The sequence below is a fragment of the Acidaminococcales bacterium genome (assembly GCA_031290885.1).
Classification (GTDB): Bacteria; Bacillota; Negativicutes; order Acidaminococcales; family JAISLQ01; genus JAISLQ01.
In genome coordinates, this window is sequence record JAISLQ010000027.1 from 25,186 (window position 1) to 47,397 (window position 22,212).

Genomic DNA, 22,212 nt, shown 5'->3' on the forward strand with positions numbered 1-22,212 from the left:
ATAGATTGAACATATGTTCAACTGTAATTTTAAAAGCCAAAGCCCCGGCAACCGCCTGCGGATACTGCGACGCCACGGATTATCAGAAGTTCCGCAGCGGTTCAACCTTCGGTAACATGGGCAAACCCCTGGTCAAATACGGTTTTCACATGGTCGTCGGCCAACGAATAATAGACTACTTTGCCATCGCGCCGGTACTTTACCAGTTTGGTTTGTTTGAGCACCCGGAGTTGGTGGGAAACGGACGACTTGGTCATGCCGAGGATCACGGCAATGTCGCACACGCACATTTCCGCCCGAAAAAGGGCGCAGAGGATTTTTACCCTCGTGGAGTCGCTGAACACCTTAAAAAGGTCGGCCAAGTCAAGCAAATACTCATCCGCCGGCATACTGCCCCTTACCCTGTTGACCACTTCTTCGTGTATGGTATGGCAATCGCATCTTGCCGCATCGGCCGCACTTTTTCGCATTGGTCTCTCCCTGTCGATATAGTTGAACGATTATTCAACTATTATTATAAATGCGGAAAGGTTAATTGTCAACCATAAATATTTTTTCGGTCAAGCCGTGTTTGAAAAATCATTTTCGGTATATTTTCAAGAATTTTTCGTTATGCAAGAAAACGCCTACGACGCATACCGAAAAAAGTCCGCCAGGAAACGCCGTAGCAACGGAACGGAAAATCATCCGCAAAGAGGCCAGAAGCTTTCAAGCGCGGCCCAAAGCGGATTCTGTCCGCGCCGCCCACGTAAGCCGATATACTTTTTCAAGATGCCCAATCCGCCCTTTATTTGTACTGTTCTCAGATTAGGGCTTGTTTAAAAATGAGTTTTGTAAAATAACGGCATGCAATTGCGCCGCCGAAATACTTTCAGGGCGATTTACGGTTTTCGGAATGCAGCGCGATGGTCCCGCCGCCCACAACTATGTCTCCGTCATAAAAGACAACCGCCTGCCCGCCGGCTACGGCCCTTTGCGGCCGCTCAAAGTCCACCCGCGCCTTTTCGCCGTCGATTTGTTCAACAGTTGCCCATTCCTCGGGCTGCCGATACCTGACCTTCACTTTGACGCGCAGCGGCCGGCTCAGTCCCGCGCAGGCTATCCAGTTTACCCCTTCGGCTACGAGCGATTGGGAGTAAAGATCATTTGCCGGCGCCAGCGTAACCGTATTGTCCGCCGGGCATTTGCCCGCAACGTACATGGCTTGCGGGAAAGCGATGCCGATTCCCCGGCGCTGGCCAATGGTGTAACGGATAAATCCTTTGTGCCGGCCGAGGATGTTGCCGGCTTTGTCAACAAAGTCGCCGGCGGCGCAATATTTGCCCGTATACCGTTCAATAAAGGCCGCGTAGTCGCCGGCAGGGACAAAACATATATCCTGGCTCTCGCGCTTTTTGGCGTTGACAAAGCCCTGCGCGGCGGCCATTAAGCGCGTTTCTTCTTTGGAAAGGCCGCCCAGCGGGAAAAGGGAGCGCGAAAGTTGTTCTTGCGTCATGGCGTAAAGAAAATAGCTCTGGTCTTTCTTGGTGTCAACCGCTTTTCTTAAAAGCAGCCGGCCGCTTGCCGCATCCCGTTCAATCCTCGCATAGTGCCCTGTCGCCAGAAAATCGCAGGAAAGTTCGTGGGCGCGCCCAAGCAAAAGGCCGAATTTGACGTACCGGTTGCAATCCACGCAGGGATTGGGGGTGCCGCCTCTTTCATAAGTATGTATGAAACGCTCAATTACCTGCCGTTTGAAATCGCCCGCCAAGTTGAGGACATAAAAGGGAATGTCCAGCCGGTTCGCCACACTGCGTGCGTCTTCCACGTCGTCCAGCGAACAGCAGCTTTTTTGGCGGCTTTCGCCTATGTCGGCATTGGCGAACAGTTTCATGGTAGCGCCGATACAGGAAAACCCGCGCTCTTTTGCCAAATAAGCCGCCACTGAACTGTCCACGCCGCCGCTCATGGCGACTAGTGCCCTCTTTGCCATACCGCCTCCGGCCTTGGCGCGCTTGCCGCGCGGAAAAGCTACGGCGCTGCCATATAGGCCCTTTGTACTGTTGCCGGATTAAAACACGCCTTGAAATTTGCGAAACAATTCGCCGCCTTGCGCGGCGAAAAACGCCGGCGAACCCGTAGGTTCGGCGGGGGCTTAGGGCAAGGCAGGGCGGTAAATTGGCCGCAAAGATAGACAGTAGGATTTTAATCTGGAAACAGCATTGGCTAAATTATAAACCATAAACCGCAGGTTGCGCCAATTTTTCTTGCGGGAACCTCTGGCAAGCCATTGCGATGCGGCTCCGAATCTTTTCCAGCGCGGCATATTTTCCGCGTCAAGCAAAATGGCAGGCGACTTTGTGCCCGCCGTCAGCGCCGGCAAGCTCCGGGCTCTCTTTTGCGCAGACGCTTGCCCTGCGCGGGCAGCGCGTATGGAAAACGCAGCCGGCCAAAGGGGCGGAAACGCCGGCGGCGTCGCCTTCCAAGATGATTTTGTTTTTGCCGCCGGGGCGCAAACTGGGGGCGGCCGCCAGCAATGCCTGCGTATAAGGGTGCAGCGGATTTGCAAACAGTTCCTTTTTGTCGGCAAATTCCATCATCCGGCCAAGGTACATTACCCCCACTTTGTTGCTGACGCGTTTGATTACGGACAGGTCATGGGAGATAAAAAGATAGGTAAGGGCAAATTCCTGCTGCAAGTCCTGCAAAAGGTTCAATATTTGCGCCTGTATGGACACGTCAAGCGCGGAAACCGCCTCATCGGCGACAATAAGGTCAGGATGGGTAACCAGCGCCCGGGCTATGGCGATGCGCTGCCGCTGCCCGCCGGAAAATTCATGCGGGTAGTAATCGGCGTGGCGCCGGTCAAGCCCTACGGTAGCAAGCAAGGCGGCGATTGTTTCCCAATGCTCCGCGCTGTTGCCTATGCCATGAATAATGAGCGGCTCTTGCAAAGCGGCGCCGACGGTCATGCGCGGGTTGAGCGAGGCGTAAGGGTCTTGAAAGACAAACTGCATGCGCCGCCTCATTTTGCGCATTTCCTGCTTGTTCAGGGCGGACAGGCTTTGCCAGTCAAAGATGACCTCCCCTTCCGTCGGTTCAAGCAGATTGACCAGCAGGCGCCCCATAGTGGACTTGCCGCAGCCGGATTCGCCGACTATGCCCAAGGTGTCGCCTTTATAAAGGTCAAAGGAGACGCCGTCAACAGCTTTGACATAGCCCAAATTCCTGGCGAAAAACCCCGTTGAGCGGATGGGGAAATATTTTTTGATATTTTTGGCGGATACCAGCAGATTGCCTTCCATCAGTTCATCATCCCTTCCGCTTGAAACCGCCAGCAACGCACCAGGCGATTTTCTCCAACCGTGAAAAGCGGCGGCTCCCGCCGCGCGCACTCGCTTTGTTTTTGGGCGCAGCGGGCGAAAAAACGGCATCCCTGCCTGATCGTGCCGGGCAAAGGCACGTTGCCCGGTATGCAGCGAAGCCTGTCGGCATCTTCGTTGTTTTCCGGCATGGAAGCCATGAGCCCTTGCGTATAAGGATGCAAAGGTTCCCCCAACAGGCCGTTGATGTCCGCGTTTTCCACGATCTGGCCGGCGTACATGACGTAAACGGCCTGGCACATCTGCGCTATGACGCCAAGGTCATGCGTGATCATGATTATGGCGGTTTTTTCCCTTTCTTTGAGTTCGTTCATCAAGTCAAGTATTTGCGCCTGCACCGTAACGTCGAGGGCGGTCGTGGGCTCGTCGGCGATCAGAAGTTCCGGCGAGCAGGCAAGCGCCATGGCGATCATGACTCTTTGCCGCATGCCGCCGGAAAGTTGATGCGGATAATCTTTCATTATTTGTTCGGGGCGCGGTATTTTAACTTTGCCCAGCATTTGCAGGGCGTGTTCGTACGCTTCCCGCCTGCCGCAACTCAAATGCAGCTCAATCCCTTCGGTTAGCTGCCGTCCGATGGTATAGACAGGATTGAGCGAAGTCATGGGATCCTGAAAAATCATGGCAATATCCTTGCCGCGCAATTTTTGCATCTGCGCTTCGGTATATTGGGCAAGATCCTCTCCTTTAAAAAGAATTTCCCCTGCGGCAATGGCCGCGTTGTTTTCCGGCAAAAGGCGCATTACGGACAAAGAGGTTGCGCTTTTGCCGCAGCCTGACTCGCCGACTATGCCGACGGTTTCACGGGCGTGTATTGTTACGTCTATTCCGTCAACTGCGGGAATGATGCGTTCTTCGTTTTTAAATTGCGTTTTCAGCCCGCGGACGGACAAAATGATTTCCGGCATGTTTTTCACCTCAATAATTTTTCGGTTGCCCTACCAGGCGCATACCGCCCCATCGGCGCGCGGTTCCGTTGCGCCCATGAGCGTCCCGCCGGCGTCCCGCCAGATGATTTGCCCCCTGCCCATGGCCTGCCCGTCAACCGTCCTGACAATGTCATGTCCGCGGCGAGCCAGTGCCTGCGCTATATGGTCGGGGAACTGGGGCTCAACCTGGATGGTTTTGCCGCTTATCCACTGCCAGCGCGGGGCGTCAAGCGCCGCCTGCGGATTAAGGAGAAAGTCGGCGGTATTGACAACTACCTGCAAATGTCCCTGCGGCTGCATAAAAGCGCCCATAACGCCGAAAGGCCCGACCGGTTGGTTGTTTTTGGTCAGGAAACCGGGAATTATCGTATGATAAGGTTTTTTGCCGGGCGCAAAACAATTGGCGTCGCTATGCACAAGGGAGAAGTTGGCGCCCCGATCTTGCAGCGCTATGCCCGTTCCGGGCACGACCAAACCCGAACCGAACCCTTTGTAGTTGCTTTGAATATAAGAAACCATGTTCCCTTCGCCGTCGGCGGTGGCCAGATAGACCGTACCGCCGCCGCCGAATGTCCCGGTGGCGGGCGCCAAGGCCTCGTTGCCGATAAGTTTGCGGCGTTCGGCGGCGTAGCCGCCGGCTAAAAGTTCGGGCACGGAAACCTGCATGAACCGCGGGTCGCCGATGTATTTCAAACCGTCGGCAAATGCCAGCTTGATGGCTTCCATCTGCCGGTGATAAGTATCCACGCTTTCTTTGGCGTCAAAGTCAAAGCCTTTGAGAATGTTGAGCGCCAGCAGAGTAACCAGGCCGTGCCCGTTGGGGGGTATCTCCCACACCTCGTAGCCGCGGTAATTTATGCCGATAGGGTCCACCCACTCCGGGGCAAATTCCGCCAAGTCGCGCAAACGCAGATAGCCGCCGGTTTTTTGGGCGAAATCAATGATTTTTTCCGCCAGTTCCCCCCGGTAAAAATCCTGCGCCCTGGATTGAGCGATCGCTTTTAAGGAGGCGGCGTGGCCAGGCAAACGTACTGTTTCGCCTGGCGTGGGCGCTTGCCCCGTTGGGGCGAAAGTCGAGAACCAAGGCAGGAATTCATCGCCGCTATACTGTTTGAAGCGCTCCAACGCGCTTTTCCACAACCTGCTGACTACCGGCGAAACCGGATAGCCGTTTTGCGCGTATTCGATGGCCGGCTCAAAGAGGGCGGCAAAGGAAAGTTTGCCAAACCGCTCATGCAGGGCGGACCAGGCGGCGGGCGCCCCGGGCACGGTTACCGGCAGCCAGCCGCTGTCCGGCATCTGCGCAAGGCCTTTCCCTTTCAGCATGTCATAGGTAAGGCCAAAAGGCGATGGCCCGCTGGCGTTCAAGCCATGCAACCGGCCTTTTGCCCAGACCAGCGCGAAAGCGTCGCCGCCGATGCCGTTAGACGTCGGTTCCACCACCGTCAGGCAGGCGGCGGCCGCCACGGCGGCGTCAACGGCATTGCCGCCCGCGCGCAGTGCGTGAAGCCCCGCCTGCGCCGCCAATAGCTGCGAAGTCGCAACCATGCCTTTATTGGCGAAAACGACCTGTCTTCTGGATGGGTAGGGATAGTAAAAGTGATCCATGTTGGTTTATCATCTCTTTTTCTATTTATTGGCCTTGGGATCGAGCGCCTGGCGCAGGCCGTCCCCCAGCAGATTGAAACCGAGGACGACCATCGATATGGCAAGGCCGGGCCACACCACCAGCCAGGGCTGCGTATTAAGGTAGCTTTGCGCGTTGCGCAGCATGGAACCCCAACTGGGCTGCTCCGGGCTCGCGCCAAGCCCGATATAGGAAAGCCCGGCTTCGGCGATAATTGCCGTGGCCATGGCCAAAGTCGTCTGTACCAGCAAAGTCGCGGTAATGTTAGGAAAGATATGAAAAAGCGCGATGCGTTTGTCGGTCGCGCCGATGGAACGCGCCGCCTGCACATATTCGAGGTTTTTTACCGCCAATGTCTGCGCGCGGGTAATCCTTATAAAGGCCGGCAGGAACCCTATCCCGATGGCAATCATGGCGTTGGTGAACCCGCCGCCCAAAACGGCCGCCATCGCCAGCGCGAGGATAAGGGAAGGGAAAGCTTGCAAAGCGTCCACCAGCCTCATGATCACCCAATGGTCCAGCGCGCCGCCCACATATCCGGCAAAAAGCCCTATCGGGACGCCGACGACGAGCGCTATGGCCACAGGGATGACGGCCGCCAGCATGGTCAGCCTGGCGCCGTAAACAAGGCGCGAAAAAGTGTCGCGCCCCAAGTCGTCCGTTCCCAGCAAGTGTTTGCCGCCCGGATCTTTGAGGATGGCCTCATAGTCCTGCGCGAAAACAGGATCGAACGGCGCCAGCAGATCCGCCAGCAAGGCGGCGGCGATCAAACCGGCGATGATTGCCAAGCCGAGCATCGCCTGGTGATTTCTCCTAAACCGCCGCAGAACGTTTCCGATGAAAGATGCCCTGATCATTGGCACTTGCGGATCGGACGCGCCCGTTTCGCCTTCCGCAAACAATTCGCTCATTTCAGTTGCTCTCCTTGCCAAGTTTTATTCTCGGATCGATTAGCGTATAAAGCACATCGACAATAAAATTTATGCCTACGACAATGACCGCCGAAATAAGGATCGCGCCCTGCACGGTCGTATAATCACGGCTGAAAATGGCGTCGATGATGAGTTTGCCGTAACCGGGTATGGAGAAAATGCTTTCGGTTATCACCAGGCCTCCCAACAGGCTCGCGACCATGATGCCGCTGGCGGTAACAACGGGTATGAGGGAATTTTTCAGGGCGTGCCCCAAAATCACCCTGCGCATGGGCAGGCCTTTGGCCCTGGCCGTCCTTATATAGTCAAGGCTCATTACTTCCAGCAGCGAACTTCTGATCATCCGCATAAGAATCGCCGATTCCCTGAACCCGGTAGCGACCATCGGCATGATCATGGCCATCAGGTTGGCTGCGGGATCCACGCTGAAAGGAACGTAGCCGGAAGCTGGAAACCAGCCAAGCCTGGCCGCGAAAAACATTATGAACATCATGCCCAGCCAAAAATGCGGTATGGACATGCCGATAAAGGATATGGCCGTCCCTATGTGATCCGCCGCCCGATTAGGCTTTGAGGCGGCAATTATGCCGCTGGGCAGGGCTATGGCCAGCGCGACCAAAAAAGAGCCGACAATAAGTTCGGCGGTCGCGGGCAACCGCTGCAAGATCAATTCGGTTACAGGCGTTCGATCCAGCAGGGAGCGCCCCAAGTTGCCGTGAAACACTTTGCTTGCCCAGTCAAGGTATTGGGTGAGCAAAGGCTTGTCCAACCCCAGTTCCGCCCGCAGGGCCGCAATCGCTTCCGGCGTGGCCTCGTCGCCTAAAATGACGGTGGCCGGATCTCCGGGAAGCATATGCAGCATCATAAAGACCATCACGCTGACCAGAAACAGGACCGGCAGCGCCGCTAGTAGCCTGCGAATAACAAAACCCATACAAAACCCCTCCCACAAACCAAACTTATTGTTTGCTCAAATTAACTGTGCGGATCATGCCGTCAGCTACAGGCATAAATCCTGCCACCGTTTTGCCCATTCCAAAAAGATTGTGTTCATGGTATAAAAATATATAAGGCGATTCTTTTAACGCCAAAACAACGATCCGATCATAAAGCTCTCTGCGTTTGGCGGCATCGGTGTCTTTGCGGGCGGCGTCCAGCAGCCTGTCCATTTCGCGGTTGCTGTATTTTGCGTAATTTAACGGGCCGTTGGTGATAAACCGATCGTAAATGTTCTGATCCGGGTCTATGCGCCCGCTCCAGGGCAGGAAGCTGACGTCAAACTGCCCTTTGGCCAGGTTGTCAAGCACCGTGCCAAAATCGGCCTTTTCTATGCTGGCGTTTATGCCGGCCGGCTTGAGCATGCTTTGTACCATCTGCACCACTTGTTGGGCGGCCGGATCCATCTCTACCGCCAAAGCAAAGTTAAAGCCGCCCGGCAATCCGGCTTGCGCCAGCAACTGTTTGGCTTTTTCCAAATCCGGCTTCCGCGGCTTGTCCAGGTCGCTGTAAGCCATGTTCCCGGGCGAAAAAGGGGAACGGCCGGGCGTGCCAACGCCGCTTAGCGCTACTTTTACAATCGCTTCGCGATCGATCAGGGCTTCTATGGCCTGCCGGACAAGGACATTGGAAAAGGGCGCTTTGTCCGCGTTCAGATATATACCGCCAAAACCCGGGCTGGGAATGTTGACCAAGTTTATTTTAGAATCATTGGCATAATTGCCCGCCTCGTTGAAGGGGAAACGGTTGGTTATATCAAGCTGCCCGCTTTTTAAGTTGACCAAAGCCACATTGGCGTCCGGAATTATCTTGTAGACGATTTTTTCCGCTTTGGGAAAACCGGCCAGCCAGTAATTTTTGTTTTTCTCCAGCGTTATGGTCGCTCCGCGCACTCTTTCTTTATAGACAAAAGGGCCGGTGCCGACAGGCGCGTTCATAAAGTCCGCCCCCAATTTTTTCGCCGCGGCGGGCGAGACCATCATGCCGGAACGATCGGTAAGAATGGACATGAAAGGGGCAAAAGGATTTTTTAAATATACCTCGACTGTATTGTTGTCAATAGCGACGACCCTGTCCACCTCTTTCAGCTCGTTGCGCCGAACCGAGCTTTCGCCCATGTTGCGCGCGAAATTGAATTTTACCGCTTCGGCGTTAAAATCAGTGCCGTCATGAAATTTGACGTTTTTGCGCAAATGGAAAGTATATTTTTTGCCGTCAGGGGAAATGTCCCACCTTTCCGCCAGCATGGGCACAATCTCGCCTTTTTCGTTCAAGTCGGCGAGCTTGTCAAAAATACTTTGGAAAACGTGCCTTTCAATAAAAGCCGCCGATACCGTTGGGTCAAGTTTCGGCGGGTCTTGGTGCAGGGAAATGTTGATGGCCCCGTCACCTTTCGCAACGGACGGCCCGGCGCTTTGGCCGCCGCCGCAAGCCGCCGCCAGGATACACATTGCCGCAGTTGCGCATACAACAAACGCTTTTCTCATTTTAAATCCTCCCCAATTATTATGCAACACGGCAATTTGAACCCTGAGTGCCTTAATCCATCCCATCCCCTATCCGTTCGCCGTCAAAACCACGGCATCATGTCCATTACTGCCCATACTATCGCTGTGGTAATTGCCATGGCCATCACGTTGGCTACAAAGATGTGAATGCCTTCGGGCAATTTTTCCCCTAAGGAAGATGCTACCGGCGCGCCTAAAATCCCGGACAATACAGCAATAAAGATGACTTTCGGAAGTTCGGCTCCAAACGCAAGTACGCACCAGGGAGCCGAACTCACAACGGGAACATAAGTGCCGTACCATCCGCCATTATCGAACTTGCGGGCGTACAAAAAAATGCCCACGCCGGCCGCAATGAACTGTGCCAGCAAGATTGCCGGCAGATATTCGCCCGCAAGGCCGCTGAGCCCATGTTCTTTATTGATGATCCAATCGATTACCGCGCCGCCCAAAATACATGCGCCGACAATTTCATTGCCGTAAAAATGAGGCTCGGAAAATTCCGCAAAGGCACGGCGAACCGCCCACACAGGCGAAAAGACATCTTCTTTTGCGCCGCTTTCAGGAATGGGTTTCGGCTCAACCTTTTTTATCCAAGGAAGCACCCGGCACACGGCCATGACCGCGAACCCTGACAAGGCCATGCTCAGCACGTTACAGATGCCGCCCGGGATCTTAAGCATCGGGAGCAGCGTCTTGGACAGCCAGTAGGAGATAGGGGCCGCCATGGATGCCGGCAGGATAATGGCCGTGAGCAATGTAGGGACAGTAGGGCCATAAGTCAGCATTAAAGCTGACGGGACGCTGACCAAAACAATAAAAGTGGCAACCCAGCTAACGCCGTCACGCCCGAGAAGGAACAGGTACCCAAACAGGTACATGTTAGTCAAAAGCGCTCCAACCTGCGCGGCTAAAACCCAGGGCCAAGTATGGCTTGATCCGTAGCAGATGGGAAAACCTCGTTTTACGGAACCCCTGACAGCAAGCTGCCAAGCAATTGCGCCCCCCACAATCACCATGGCGCTGGAGAAAACACCTGCGGTGAAGTCAGCTTCTGTCCAGTTAATCATAAACCACAAAAACTGCTTTGAGGCATCGGATCCAATTGAATCAATGATGTTTTTGTAAGCGAAATATGTTATGCCCATGCTGGGGATCAGCGGCAGCATGACGTAAAACGCGAACCCAATCGCCACCGTGAGCAAAAATCCGGCCGGCGATCCGTACTGGCGCTTATTGTGACCAGCCATACAAAGCCCTCCTCCAAATTTACTGGAAGCCGCGCTACACGGGACTTTTCCATGCGCTTTCCCGCATATCCCCAATAAAGCCCGGCCATGGTCTGCGCCGCCCTTTATGCCTGCTTTGCCGCAACCGTAAAATACATTTTCTTTTTGGGTTGCGCTTAGCGGCGGATACTTCCACTTGGAACCATATTTTCATCAGGCAAAATATGGCCGCCCCTGGCGATGCTCCCCTTTCGCAGGGGCAGTCTATCCGAATCTTCAAGCCGAGCTGGAAAACTGTGATAGCAAAGTGGTGTTTATTCTCCGTATTTAAACATCGCCATGTCGCCAATGCCGGTGTTGGCTATCATGCCATAGGTAGTTACGAGACGGCCGGCATCATAGGCACGGCGGACGGCACGGTTTTCGAAACCCGCAATCCTTCCGTTGACGAAGGTATAGGTCGCCAGTTTATCGAGGCGGTCAATGCAGGTAATGTTGGCATAAGCGCCCACGCCAATGTGCCCGATTTTGTCATGCCAAAATTCGGTGCGGCCAGTAACGTCGCCAAAGTGCTTGGCGACGTTCCACGTCATGGTGGCGACGGAATCTTTCAAGCTGAGAATCCCCTGGTCCGCAAGTTCAATGATGCAGGGAACATCGTCGCGCGTATCGCCCGCGCCCTTGAGGGTAGCATCGTTGGCGCCGTCTGAGACGAGAATCTTGACCTTGCTTTGATGAAGCGAGTCCAATGCTATTTTCTGTGAGGCTTCGGGCACATACATGCACTCGCGGCTGCCTCGCCCGGGGCGCAATTGGGATGTAACGAATTCCGCTGTAACGCCCGGCTTTTTAATAAGTTCCAAGATAGCCTGGATACTTTCCACCGGATCTCCGTGCGTGCCGCAACCGGCAAAATCGGCGTGCCCTAAGTGGACTTGTCGGCCTTTCCCTGCCGCAACCACATGTTCTGCGCGGTTAGGATCCTGAGTATGGCTCATGAACATCAGTTTAGCCTCGGTACAAATCCGGTAAACTGCCTCAAGATGCGCATCGGAAAGCAAAAAGTGCCCCATGTGATCCTTAATGCCGACACAAAGTTGGCCAGTCGAATTCGAGAACGCGTTGCGGGTGATTTTAGTAAAGGCGACGTCAGGATCAAGTTCGCCTTTGAAAAATGCGACCAGGTCTTCGGTAGCCGCCATGGTACTTAGTACATTAGAGGCCCCCAAGTACACGCCCACATTCATGGGGACGCCGCGATCCACTTCCGCGCCAATCAAGCCGGGAGCGATAAAGGTGTTGCCGGCGCCGGGCGAGAGCCCCATGGTTACGCCATCGGCAACGCCACGAATAATAGGGTCGGAAGAAACTTCAAATAAGTCATGAAGGTGCAGGTGCATGTCGATCAATCCCGGGACTACAAGCAGATTGGAGCAATCGACAATGATATCTCCCTTTTCGGATTTGATTTCATCCGCCACTTCAACGATGGCATCGCCAATAATGGCAACATCTTTTATGGAATCAATGTCATTTTTGGGATCAACGACATGGCCTCCCTTGAGGATAGTGCGCCCCGTTTTTTTCATATTGCCGATAGTGTCGATCAATTTCCCATTTTTAAAGATTGCCGTACTCGTTAGGTAATTCATTCTCATTTGTTCCATCGTCCTTCATCGGCCCCTTTCGCAACATTGTCAAGATGTTTTCCCTATAGCGCCTACGGCAGTTCATGCCGATCGCTATATCACGGCTTTCTTTTTGAAGCTATAAGCAATTTTTGTACGCACAGTTTGCTGAAATCAAGCCGTTTATCTTTGGCGAGAGAGCATCGCAAGGTCTCCGACGCCGGTATTGCGCAGCATCCCAAACTTGGAGATCCATCCGCCCGCCGCATAGCCCTTGCGAACCGCACGACTTTCAAAGGCGACAATATCGCCGTTGACAATGGTGTAGGCGGCACGTTTAACCTTGGGGTCGACAACGGTAACATTGGCGAGCGCGCCCACGCCCAGATGCCCGACTGTCCGCCAAAAATCGCAGCCGCTGCGCTTTCGGATAAGCTCCGCCGGATTGCAGGTCATGGCTGCGACTGAATCTTTAAGCGCCATGATTCCTTCCCCGGCAAGTTCCAGTATCGCGGGGATGTTGTCTCTTGTATCGCCAAACCCTTTCATGGTGGCGTCATTTTGTCCATCCGAGACAAGAATCTTCACTTTCCCGCTTGCAAGCGCGTCATAAGCGACCTGCTGCGCCACTTTTGGCATAATGAGGCCTTCCCGGCAGCCTCCGGCAGAGCGCATCATAGTGGCAACGAATTCAGCGGTAATGATTTCACTGTCTACCATATTGACGATAGCCCGCATGCCTTCAGCTGCATCCGCATGAGTACCGCAACCGGCGGCGGTGGCATGAGCAAGATGCAGCGGCCGGCCTTTAGAAAGGGCAGCGAGGCGGACGGCATGTTCCGGATCTTGAGTATGGCTCATGAATACAAGCCCAGCCCCATCGGTAATCTTATAGATGCGCTCAATGCTCTCGTTGGGCATAATGAAGTGGCCCATGTGGTCTTTGATGCCTACGCAAAGCATCGCCGTGGTGATCGCAATGCCGTTTCGGGACATCTTGGTGCTTAGTGTGCCAGAATCCATTTCGCCGCGGAACATTTTAATGAGTTCATCGTCCGACAGGCAAGTTCCCAGTACATTGAGCGCCCCAAGGTATACGCCGAGGTTCATAGGAAGCCCGCGGTCTATTTCCGCGCCGAGCAATGAAGGCTCAAGAAAGGAATTGCCAGCACCCGGAGAAAGGCCCATAGTTACGCCATCCGCTACAGCGCCAATGATTGGATTGGTAGTTACCTCAAAGAGATCGCCCAGGTGAAGGTGCATATCTATCAGGCCGGGCAGCACCATCAGCCCTTCGCAGTTAAGGATGGCATCTCCCTTTTCCGGCTTAATGTCCGCTTCACATTGTACGATTTGCCCAGCGCGAATCGATAGATCGGTTACGCTGTCCAGATTATTCCGGGGATCGATCACCCTGCCCGCCTTCAGAATAGTCCTGCCTGAATCCCCTGCGTCCCTGACAGTGTCAATTTGCCGGTTGTTTTTGCCTGTAGCTATGATGCCGCCCAAAAAATCCATTTTGTTTTTGTACACTATTCCATCCCCTTGTTCTTGCCCATTTTACGTCCCCTGCCTTTCAAGATACTGCCTTCGCATTTTTTATCGGCATAAGTATATTGCTTTCGAACCTTTTTGACGCTGCTTGGGGCTTGAAGGGTTGCGCCTGCTGTTTATTTTGGCCCAATCATTTGCTTAAACCAACCGTGCGAATCATCCCGTCAGGCACGGCCATAAAACCTTTAAGTTCTTTAACGGTGCCAAAAAGGTTGTTTTCATGGTAGAGAAAAATATAGGGCGCCTGTTCAATCGCCAGCAGGCTAACTTGATCGTACAAAACTTTGCGTTTGGCATCGTTCGTTTCCCGGCGGGCCTCGTTCAAAAGCCTGTTCATTTCGCTGTTGTCGTATTTCATGTAGTTAAAGGAACCGTTGGCGATAAAACGGTCGTAACTATTTTGGTCCGGATCGGACCGGCCGCTCCAAGTTATATAAATCATGTCGAAATTGCCTTTGGCGGCTTTATCCAGAACCGTGCCGAAATCCACTTTTTCCAAAACGGCGTTTATGCCGGCCGGTTTAAGCATGTTTTGCAAAACCTGAATTATCTGTTGGGCCACGGGGTTGATATCGGTCGTCAGCGTAAAGCTGAACCCGTCGGCGAGCCCGGCCTCCGCCAAAAGGCGTTTGGCTTTGGCTGGATCAGGTTTGGCCGGTTTGTCGATCTCACTGTTGTAAGCCAGATTGCCGGGTGAAAATGCCGATCTCCCCGGCGTACCTATGCCGCTCAACACCACTTTTACAATCGCCTCGCGGTCGATCAGCGCTTCCACCGCCTGCCGCACCAGAAGATTGTCAAACGGCTTGCGGACGGTGTTGAGGGCAATGCCGCCGAAACCCGGGCTGGGCAGATTGATCAGGGTAACTTTCGGATCGTTGGCGTAATTTGCCGCCTCGTTGAAGGGAAAACGGTTGGAAAGATCTACCTGCCCACTTTTCAGATTAACTAGGGCCACATTGGCGTCCGGGATGATCTTATACACGATTTTTTCCGCTTTAGGCGCGCCGGCCAGCCAGTAATTTTTATTTTTTTCCAGCGTTATGGTTGCGCCGCGCACTCTTTCTTTATAGACAAAAGGGCCGGTGCCGACAGGGGCGTTCATAAAGTCGGCGCCCAGTTTTTTTATCGCCGCCGGCGAGGCCATCATGCCGGAACGATCAGTGAGGATGGACAGAAAGGGCGCGAACGGGCTTTTTAAAGTTATCTCCACAGTATGGCTGCCAGCGGCGGCGATTGTGGCTATCTGGCTCAGTTCATTTTTCCGAAGGGATGAACTGTCATTCCTGTACCGCTCCAAGTTAAAAATCGCCGCTTCGGCGTTAAAGTCAGTGCCGTCATGAAATTTGACGTTTTTGCGCAAATAGAAAGTGTATTTTTTGCCATCGGGGGAAACATCCCATTTTTCCGCCAGCATGGGGACGATCTCGCCTTTTTCGTTTAAATCGGCGAGTTTGTCAAAAATACTTTGAAACACATGCCTTTCCACAAAAGCCCCTGACACCAAGGGATCAAGTTTAGGCGGGTCCTGGTAGAGCGAAATGTTGATGGCCCCATCCCACTTAGCGGCGGGCGGCCCGGCGCTTTGGCCGCCGCCGCAAGCCGCTGCAAGGATACACATTGCCACAACCGTGAATACAATAAGCGCTTTTTTCATTTTAAATCCTCCTTACATTGCTATGCGGCACGGCAATCTGCATCCATACTTTCTTTACTATATTTCTGCATATTAAAGCATTAAGGCAATTCATAAGCCGCCTGCTCCAGTATGTCGAGCGATATCTCCATCCGCGCCGTTTTGAGCGGGTCTACCACCTGGCAGACGCATAGATTGCCTTCAATGGAAAGGAGCATAGCGGCGGCGGTTTTATCCATACCCAACGCATCGGTCAAAAAGCCCTGCATGTTGCGCGCGGCCAAAGACGCGGCTGCGTCCAGCGTCCCGGCGGATGCGAGCGCCATTAGCGCTCCGCCTTCTACCAGGAGAGGCAAAGGCAGTTTCAAGTCTTTTATCACTTGGAAAGACACCGTTACTTGCCCGGGAATTTCCAAACCGCAAACCACTACTTCGCCATCGCCCATAAGCGCGTGCAAATCACCTAAAGCAAAAAGCGCGCCTTTGACAAAAACCGGCAGGTAAAGCACGGCGTTTTTAACAATGCGTTTGCAGTCCATGTTCCCGCCGTGCATACCCGGCGTTCCGGTAGGAACCGCCTCCGCCGGCGGCGCGACGCCTATAACGCCGATCATTGGACGTATCGGGAGCGCGCGGCGCAGCAAGCCGCCAGCCCTCGGCCAAGCAAAGAGCGCGCGGCCGTCTTTTATCGGCACAATCCTGGTAACTTCACCGACGCTGTCCGGCAAAGCGCCAAAGCCCGGCGCGCTGCCGATCACTCCCTTTTCCGCCACCTGTATGTCGAGGATATCCACCCGCAGAATATCGCCGGCTTGCGCCCCTTCGATAAATACCGGCCCGGTCGCCGGATTGATGTGTTCCCAACTAACGCTGGTAAAAGGGACGAGTTCGGTTTCCAGGCGGTTGCTGAAACAATCCCTTGTTTCAAAACATACGGGCGTTCCTTGCTTCACCGTCGCCACCGGCGGCGCGTCCTTCGACAGGGACAGCACATAATTTTCTGCGGGCACAAAGGCCTTTTCCGTCATTTTTCACAATCCCCCATTATTTTCCGTGGGCGTAAACCGCATCTAGTTCATGTTTTAACCGGGGAACGGCATTAATGGTTAAAAACCAGGGTTTTGATCACCACCGGCAAGACGCGCCCGCCGCCCACCGGCGCGCCGATGTCAACGTAATCCCCTTCGCTGGGGCTTATCCCGTCAATGCAGATAAGGCGGCATCCGGGCGCTTTCACGCGAATGGCGTTGCCTAGCGCCTGCGCTATGTCCCTTTCCAATATGACGGTCAGGGGAAATTCCGGCGAGAGCGCCTCCCGCATGGCGCTTAAAAGCAACGCCGCCAGTTTTTGTATCTCAAAAAAATGAAAATACCCGCCGCCGGAAAGGGCCAACGCAAAATGCGCAAAACCGTCGGGAGTTTTGTAAAAGGAAGCTTTTTTTCGGATTGCCTCCACGATCGACTCTTCGGCTTCCTCGGCGGCGGAAAGTTTTAAAACCGGGATGTCTTTGACCGGCAGCGCAGAGCTGTCAAAAGCAACCGTACTGCCGCTGATTCGAGTCGCGTACATGCCCGCGCCGGCAACCGTGGCGCGAATGGTTTCATCCGGGCAAAAAACGCGGAATTTGCCATAAAACAAGCTGTTTCTCATTTCCCGCGCCAGCAGCACGCCTATATCGCCGAAAGCAAACGGGTCGTCCGGCGCTTTTTGATACATACATTCCGCCACGCCGCCGGAGAAAGTAACAATGTCCACCGGAAAAGCGCTTTGGATATCTTTCGCGCCGCCGGTAAACATCATGGGCAAAATAGCGTCCTGCGCGCGCAAACCAAACAACCCCTCCAACAAGCTGGCCATTATGGCGCATAATTCACGCAGCGCCGCCGCATCTGCCCTGGCGCCTTCTTTTACCGGCAGGGCGTATCTGTCGGCCAAAAACTGTATTTTGCTGTAGACATACGATATCCGGCCTTCGGTTACTTTAACCAGCCGCCCGCCGATATCAAGGCAGGTTACCGCCAGCAATTCCCCGTTGCGGAAAATTGAAATGTTAGTTGTGCCGCCGCCAATGTCCAAGTTAGCCACAGTCGCGCCCTCGCGCCCGCTCAGGCGGTCGGCGCCGGCGCCCCGGCCGGAAAGGATAGATTCAAGGCTAGGCCCGGCCGTTACGACGACAAATTCGCCGGCCAAATTGCCTATAAGCCGCAACACCTCGGCAGCGTTGCTCTTTCTGGCCGTATCGCCGGTAATGATGACCGCGCCGGTCGTTACGTCGCCGGCCTTTACGCCCGCTTTGCCATATTCCGCGCCGATGATCCGGCAAAGGGCGGGCGCGTCTATTTCCGTGGGCGAAACCAGCGGCGTGAAATAAACGGCGCTTTTATAAATCAGCGTTTTTCCCACAATCTCAATTTGAGGAACGGAGAAAGCGGACGCCGCGTTGCCCAGCGTCAGCCTGCTGAAAACAAGTTGGGCGGTCGATGTGCCTATGTCTATTCCTACGCTTAAAATGTCTTCGGCCAAGGTGGGGATCCTTTCACAGTTTCAAATCGTGCACGGACAAAACTTTTTGCTTGAGCATCCGATCCGCCACATGGGCGATATACGCCCCGGCTTCCACCGGCGGCGTGCCCGCCCGATGAATATTGGCAATAACTATGTTGTTGTTCTCCGGCATGCCCGGATAGCCCATATAAGAGATGTAGGCGCTCATGGACTCGGCGGTGGCCAAGCCGGGCCTTTCGCCAATCAGGACGATTGTTACCTTGGCGTTTAGCGCTTCGGTTATTTCATCCATCGCCCTTACTCTGCCATAGCGCACGAAAAAGGGCGTGCCGCAATCTATCCCGCCGGCTTTCAGCCCTTGCAGGGCGCCCTGCAGCGTATCTTCGGCGTTGGCCTCGATCGCCGCGCCAGACAGCCCGTCCGATATATAAATCTGCACCGACGGGGCGGGGCGGCATTTTCCCTGGATGAACGCAATGGTTTCGTCGGAGAATTTTCTCCCAAGGTACGGTTTGGTCAGATATTCGTCCTTGGACCGGCAAAGGGTGGAGACGGCGAACAGGCCGCAACGGGTTAAAAATTCTGCGGGAACTTCGGTAAATACAGCATCCATAGCCGCCGCGTGGTCGGCGCGAAAGCGCAGGAGAGTACCCGTCAGGCAGCGCGGCCCACAGCGCCAGCAGCCGAGGCGCGCCGGCGTATGCTTTTTGCGTCGCAGCAGTTCATCCCGGTTGGCGGGATGGGGAATCAATATTTCTTCGCGCAAGTTGACCGCCGCTATGTCGGCAAGGCAATCTTTTCCATTTTTCGCCGTATCGGTAACCGCCATTTTCCGCGCCGCCCCTGTCAGAGAAAAATCGAGCCGTCGCCGGCCGCTTCGGTTAAAACACCGTTTTCATCCATCAAGCCGCGTTTCATCATCCACAGATGAAATTCCCGCGCCGGTTTGCGCCCGGTCAATTCTCTCAGGGCCGCGTTGTCATGAAAACTGGTATTTTGATAATTAAGCATTACATCGTCGCCCATCGGCACGCCCATATAATAGTTTGCGCCGGCCAGCGCCGTGAGCATTGTGGCCATTTCCTGATCGTCCTGCGTTATCTGCGTGTGATTTGTGTAACAGGGGTCAAGACCCATCGGCAGCCCCAGCAGTTTGCCCATAAAATGATCTTCCAGGTTGGCCCTTATCATCTCTTTTCCATCGTATAGCGTCTCCGGCCCGATAAACCCAGACACGTTGTTTACCAGAAACGGCTCAAAACAACGCGCGAAACCGTAGGTGCGCCCTTCCAGCGTCAGCTCGTCCGCGCCGCGGTCGGCGCCGATTGACACTTCTGAGCCCTGGCCGGTTTCAAAATACAAAAGATTGGGCCCGGCGGCGAAAGCTTTCCGGCGCGCCAGCGCATACGCCGCTTCAATCAATTTTTTGTCCACCCCAAAATTGCTGTTGGCGGCCTCCGTGCCGGCAATCGACTGAAACACCATGGAAAGCGGCGCGCCTTCCTCCAGCGCCTTCATTTGCGTGGTGATGTGGGAAAGCACGGTAATTTGCGTAGGTATTTCATGCTTGCTGATAAAGCCGAAAATACCCTCCGCTATGCGGCGCGTGCTTTCCACGCTGTCATTCACCGGGTTTATGCCTATGCAGGCATCGCCGCAACCGTAGGACACTCCTTCCATGACGCCGGTTACGATGTCATCGACGTCGTCGGTGGCGCTGTTGGCCTGGCAGCGGAACGACAGGGTGCCGGGCTGCCCGATTTCCGTATTGCAACGGGTAACGCGGGAAATTTTCCGCGCGGCATACACCAGATCCATCGTTGACATTATTTTCGCCGCCGCCGCCGCCACTTCGCCAGTAAAAGCCCGGGCGAATCGCTCTATTTCCCGGCCGGTCGTTTTATGATCCAAAATCCATTCGCGCAATTCGCCGATAGTTTTGTTTTTCATCGCCTTGTACAGCGGTTGGTTGAGGCTGTCGATATTGGCCCTTGTAACCTCGTCGTCCTCGTAGGGAAGCACGGGGTTTTCCGTCAAGTCCCCCACCGTCATGGCCGCCAGCGCGATTTTGGCGGCTACCCGCTCGGATGCGCTCCGCGCCGCGATATTTTGCAGCCTGTCCGCTGATTTTGGCTCGTTGGCTTTGGCCAGGACATCGGCAAGATTGCGAAATTCATAAGTTTTTCCATGCAGCAACGTTTTTAACTTCATCGTCTTATTTGCTGAGGTTGACCGTGCGGATCATGCCGTCCGAAACCGGAATGAACCCTTTGACCGTTTTCAGCGCGCCGAAAATGTTATGTTCGTGATAGAAGAATATATAAGGGGAATCCTTGATCGCCAAGGCGACCACCTGGTCATAGAGCGCCTTGCGTTTGGCGGTGTCCGTTTCTTTACGGGACGCGTCCAGCAATTTGTCCATTTCCGGGTTGCTGTATTTCATGAAATTTACGGAACCGTTGGTCACAAAACGGTCATACGCGTTCTGGTCAGGGTCTATGCGGCCGCTCCAGTTAATGAACGAGGCATCGTCAAGGCCTTTGGTGGCGTTGTCCAGCATCGTGCCAAAATCGACTTTTTGCAGGCTGACGTTTATGCCCGCCGGTTTCAGCATGTTTTGCACCATTTGCGCCACCTGCGAGGATACCGGGTCGGTATCGGTAGTTATGGTGAAACTGAACCCCTTTTCCAAGCCGGCTTTGGCCAATAGCTCCTTGGCCTTTGCCAAATCCGGTTTGCCCGGCTTGTCAAGGTCGCTGTAAGCCAGATTGGTCGGCGGGAAAGGCGAGCGCCCCGGCGTGCCTATGCCGTGCAAGGCGACTTTGACAATGGCATCCCGGTCAATGAGCGCCTCTATGGCCTGGCGCGCCAGCGGATTGGAAAGCGGGGCTTTGGTTACGTTGATCGACATGCCCCGGAAACCCGGGCTGGGAATGTTTATGACAGTAATCTTGGGGTCGTTGGCGTAATTGTTCGCCTCGTTAAAAGGAAACCGGTTGGTAATGTCCAGTTGTCCGCTCTTTAAGTTGACCAAAGCCACGTTGGCGTCGGCAATTATCTTGTAAACTATCTTGTCCGCTTTGGGCGCGCCGGGCACCCAGTAATTTTTATTTTTCTCCAGCGTTATGGTCGAGCCTTTCACCCTTTCTTTGTACACGAACGGCCCTGTGCCGACTGGCCCGCTCATAAAATCCGGCCCCAGTTTGGTGGCCGCGGCCGGCGAAACCATCATGCCCGCGCGATCGGTCAGTATCGACAAAAAAGGCGCGAAAGCGTTTTTCAGGCTTATTTCGATGGTGCCGCTATTGACGACGACAATCTTGTCTACTTCTTTGAGTTCGTTTTTCCTGATGGAACTTGGCGACATGTTGCGCTCAAAGTTGAATTTTACCGCTTCCGCGTTGAAATCCGTACCGTCATGGAATTTTACGTTTTTGCGCAAATAGAAGGTGTATTTTTTGCCGTCAGGGGAAATTTCCCATTTTTCCGCCAGCATTGGTATGATCTCGCCTTTTTCGTTCAAATCGGCCAACTTGTCAAAAATACTCTGGAAAACGTGCCTTTCCACAAAAGCGTTGGATTGCGACGGGTCAAGTTTAGGCGGGTCCTGATGCAGGGAAATGTTGACCACGCCGTCCCACTTCGCCGCCGGCTGGCCGCCGCCCTGAGTGCCTCCCCCGCAGGCCGCAGCCAAAAAGCACAGCGCCAAAACCGCCAAAGCAAATATAAACCTTTTTTTCATGTTATCACTCCCGTCAAATTTTCAATAATGATATTATGGTAACATGAAACCGGTCGGTTGGCAATACATAAAAATAAAAAATCGCTAATATTTATCTATTCAAAAAACGTCTCTTCCTTCAATTCTAATGTGAAACTCAAACAAATCCGGTATATTTACGCATTTGATGCGGGCATAGTTGGTTCAAGCATAGATGCCTTCCGCCTTCGCTATGCGTCCGCAACGCGTTGTCGCTCTCCCCGTTGGATCTTGTTTAAAAACGAATTTTGTAATACTGCATAATAAACCGCCGGAAAAAAATATTTGGCGCAGGGAAAAAAGCGCTTGACAGCGCAAAAGGCGATGTGGTAATCTAAGTAAGCACTCAAAAAGGCGGAGTGAAAAGTTCCTTGAAAACTGGACAATGGCAGGAAAAGAAGCCGGATGGGCGCGGGATTCCGCGCGCGGCCGCCATGCCGTAAAACTGGCGCTGGCCGGGCAAGCCCGGCCGAAAAGGGGCCAAGGGGCTTTGGCAAGAAAGGCCGAGAGGCCAAAAGATATGCCGGAGAGTTTGATCCTGGCTC

The 22,212-nt window shown here is 54.1% G+C and carries 17 protein-coding genes; all 17 read right to left on the reverse strand.

What is annotated here, in order from left to right; translation table 11 throughout:
- Window positions 1–101: 101 nt before the first annotated feature.
- Window positions 102–470, reverse strand: a complete 369-nt coding sequence (locus LBO03_03410; protein ID MDR3348642.1) for a metalloregulator ArsR/SmtB family transcription factor — start codon at window positions 468–470, stop codon at window positions 102–104.
- 401 nt (window positions 471–871) lie between these two features.
- Window positions 872–1,972, reverse strand: a complete 1,101-nt coding sequence (mnmA, locus tag LBO03_03415; protein ID MDR3348643.1) for a tRNA 2-thiouridine(34) synthase MnmA — start codon at window positions 1,970–1,972, stop codon at window positions 872–874.
- A gap of 343 nt (window positions 1,973–2,315) precedes the next feature.
- Window positions 2,316–3,284: an ATP-binding cassette domain-containing protein gene (locus LBO03_03420; GenBank protein MDR3348644.1), complete on the reverse strand. Its 969-nt coding sequence runs from the start codon at window positions 3,282–3,284 to the stop codon at window positions 2,316–2,318.
- Window positions 3,284–4,270, reverse strand: a complete 987-nt coding sequence (locus tag LBO03_03425; protein ID MDR3348645.1) for an ABC transporter ATP-binding protein — start codon at window positions 4,268–4,270, stop codon at window positions 3,284–3,286. Before LBO03_03425 ends, LBO03_03420 begins: the two co-directional genes overlap by 1 nt.
- A gap of 30 nt (window positions 4,271–4,300) precedes the next feature.
- Window positions 4,301–5,899 carry a gamma-glutamyltransferase family protein gene (locus LBO03_03430; protein MDR3348646.1) on the reverse strand — a complete coding sequence of 533 codons (1,599 nt, stop codon included), beginning with the start codon at window positions 5,897–5,899 and terminating at the stop codon, window positions 4,301–4,303.
- Between the two features lie 21 nt (window positions 5,900–5,920).
- Window positions 5,921–6,829 carry an ABC transporter permease gene (locus tag LBO03_03435; protein MDR3348647.1) on the reverse strand — a complete coding sequence of 303 codons (909 nt, stop codon included), beginning with the start codon at window positions 6,827–6,829 and terminating at the stop codon, window positions 5,921–5,923.
- Between the two features lies 1 nt (window position 6,830).
- Window positions 6,831–7,784 (reverse strand): ABC transporter permease, encoded by a 954-nt coding sequence (locus tag LBO03_03440; protein MDR3348648.1) that lies wholly within the window; start codon window positions 7,782–7,784, stop codon window positions 6,831–6,833.
- 25 nt (window positions 7,785–7,809) lie between these two features.
- Entirely contained in the window at window positions 7,810–9,333 is a 1,524-nt protein-coding gene (locus LBO03_03445; GenBank protein ID MDR3348649.1) for an ABC transporter substrate-binding protein, read from the reverse strand.
- A gap of 83 nt (window positions 9,334–9,416) precedes the next feature.
- Window positions 9,417–10,604, reverse strand: a complete 1,188-nt coding sequence (locus LBO03_03450; protein ID MDR3348650.1) for a hypothetical protein — start codon at window positions 10,602–10,604, stop codon at window positions 9,417–9,419.
- A 293-nt stretch (window positions 10,605–10,897) separates the two neighbouring features.
- The gene (locus LBO03_03455) at window positions 10,898–12,250 is read right to left on the reverse strand and encodes an amidohydrolase family protein (protein MDR3348651.1); all 1,353 of its coding nucleotides are present in this window, start codon (window positions 12,248–12,250) and stop codon (window positions 10,898–10,900) included.
- Window positions 12,251–12,394: 144 nt separating this feature from the next.
- The gene (locus LBO03_03460; protein ID MDR3348652.1) at window positions 12,395–13,744 is read right to left on the reverse strand and encodes an amidohydrolase family protein; all 1,350 of its coding nucleotides are present in this window, start codon (window positions 13,742–13,744) and stop codon (window positions 12,395–12,397) included.
- Between the two features lie 151 nt (window positions 13,745–13,895).
- Window positions 13,896–15,422 (reverse strand): ABC transporter substrate-binding protein, encoded by a 1,527-nt coding sequence (locus LBO03_03465; GenBank protein MDR3348653.1) that lies wholly within the window; start codon window positions 15,420–15,422, stop codon window positions 13,896–13,898.
- An 80-nt stretch (window positions 15,423–15,502) separates the two neighbouring features.
- On the reverse strand, window positions 15,503–16,429 hold the full coding sequence (locus tag LBO03_03470) for an acetamidase/formamidase family protein (GenBank protein ID MDR3348654.1): 927 nt from the start codon (window positions 16,427–16,429) through the stop codon (window positions 15,503–15,505).
- A 71-nt stretch (window positions 16,430–16,500) separates the two neighbouring features.
- The gene (locus LBO03_03475; protein ID MDR3348655.1) at window positions 16,501–17,925 is read right to left on the reverse strand and encodes an ethanolamine ammonia-lyase reactivating factor EutA; all 1,425 of its coding nucleotides are present in this window, start codon (window positions 17,923–17,925) and stop codon (window positions 16,501–16,503) included.
- Window positions 17,926–17,938: 13 nt separating this feature from the next.
- Entirely contained in the window at window positions 17,939–18,736 is a 798-nt protein-coding gene (gene eutC / locus LBO03_03480) for an ethanolamine ammonia-lyase subunit EutC (protein ID MDR3348656.1), read from the reverse strand.
- A gap of 17 nt (window positions 18,737–18,753) precedes the next feature.
- Complete coding sequence (locus LBO03_03485) at window positions 18,754–20,118, reverse strand: ethanolamine ammonia-lyase subunit EutB (protein MDR3348657.1); 1,365 nt, start codon at window positions 20,116–20,118, stop codon at window positions 18,754–18,756.
- Between the two features lie 4 nt (window positions 20,119–20,122).
- Window positions 20,123–21,649 carry an ABC transporter substrate-binding protein gene (locus LBO03_03490; protein MDR3348658.1) on the reverse strand — a complete coding sequence of 509 codons (1,527 nt, stop codon included), beginning with the start codon at window positions 21,647–21,649 and terminating at the stop codon, window positions 20,123–20,125.
- Between the last annotated feature and the right edge of the window lie 563 nt (window positions 21,650–22,212).

Coding starts and splice junctions, on each gene's coding strand:
- LBO03_03410 (MDR3348642.1), bottom strand. CDS start 470: ATGCGAAAAAGTGCGGCCGATGCGGCAAGATGCGATTGCCATACCATA.
- mnmA (MDR3348643.1), bottom strand. CDS start 1,972: ATGGCAAAGAGGGCACTAGTCGCCATGAGCGGCGGCGTGGACAGTTCA.
- LBO03_03420 (MDR3348644.1), bottom strand. CDS start 3,284: ATGGAAGGCAATCTGCTGGTATCCGCCAAAAATATCAAAAAATATTTC.
- LBO03_03425 (MDR3348645.1), bottom strand. CDS start 4,270: ATGCCGGAAATCATTTTGTCCGTCCGCGGGCTGAAAACGCAATTTAAA.
- LBO03_03430 (MDR3348646.1), bottom strand. CDS start 5,899: ATGGATCACTTTTACTATCCCTACCCATCCAGAAGACAGGTCGTTTTC.
- LBO03_03435 (MDR3348647.1), bottom strand. CDS start 6,829: ATGAGCGAATTGTTTGCGGAAGGCGAAACGGGCGCGTCCGATCCGCAA.
- LBO03_03440 (MDR3348648.1), bottom strand. CDS start 7,784: ATGGGTTTTGTTATTCGCAGGCTACTAGCGGCGCTGCCGGTCCTGTTT.
- LBO03_03445 (MDR3348649.1), bottom strand. CDS start 9,333: ATGAGAAAAGCGTTTGTTGTATGCGCAACTGCGGCAATGTGTATCCTG.
- LBO03_03450 (MDR3348650.1), bottom strand. CDS start 10,604: ATGGCTGGTCACAATAAGCGCCAGTACGGATCGCCGGCCGGATTTTTG.
- LBO03_03455 (MDR3348651.1), bottom strand. CDS start 12,250: ATGGAACAAATGAGAATGAATTACCTAACGAGTACGGCAATCTTTAAA.
- LBO03_03465 (MDR3348653.1), bottom strand. CDS start 15,422: ATGAAAAAAGCGCTTATTGTATTCACGGTTGTGGCAATGTGTATCCTT.
- LBO03_03470 (MDR3348654.1), bottom strand. CDS start 16,429: ATGACGGAAAAGGCCTTTGTGCCCGCAGAAAATTATGTGCTGTCCCTG.
- eutC (MDR3348656.1), bottom strand. CDS start 18,736: ATGGCGGTTACCGATACGGCGAAAAATGGAAAAGATTGCCTTGCCGAC.
- LBO03_03485 (MDR3348657.1), bottom strand. CDS start 20,118: ATGAAGTTAAAAACGTTGCTGCATGGAAAAACTTATGAATTTCGCAAT.
- LBO03_03490 (MDR3348658.1), bottom strand. CDS start 21,649: ATGAAAAAAAGGTTTATATTTGCTTTGGCGGTTTTGGCGCTGTGCTTT.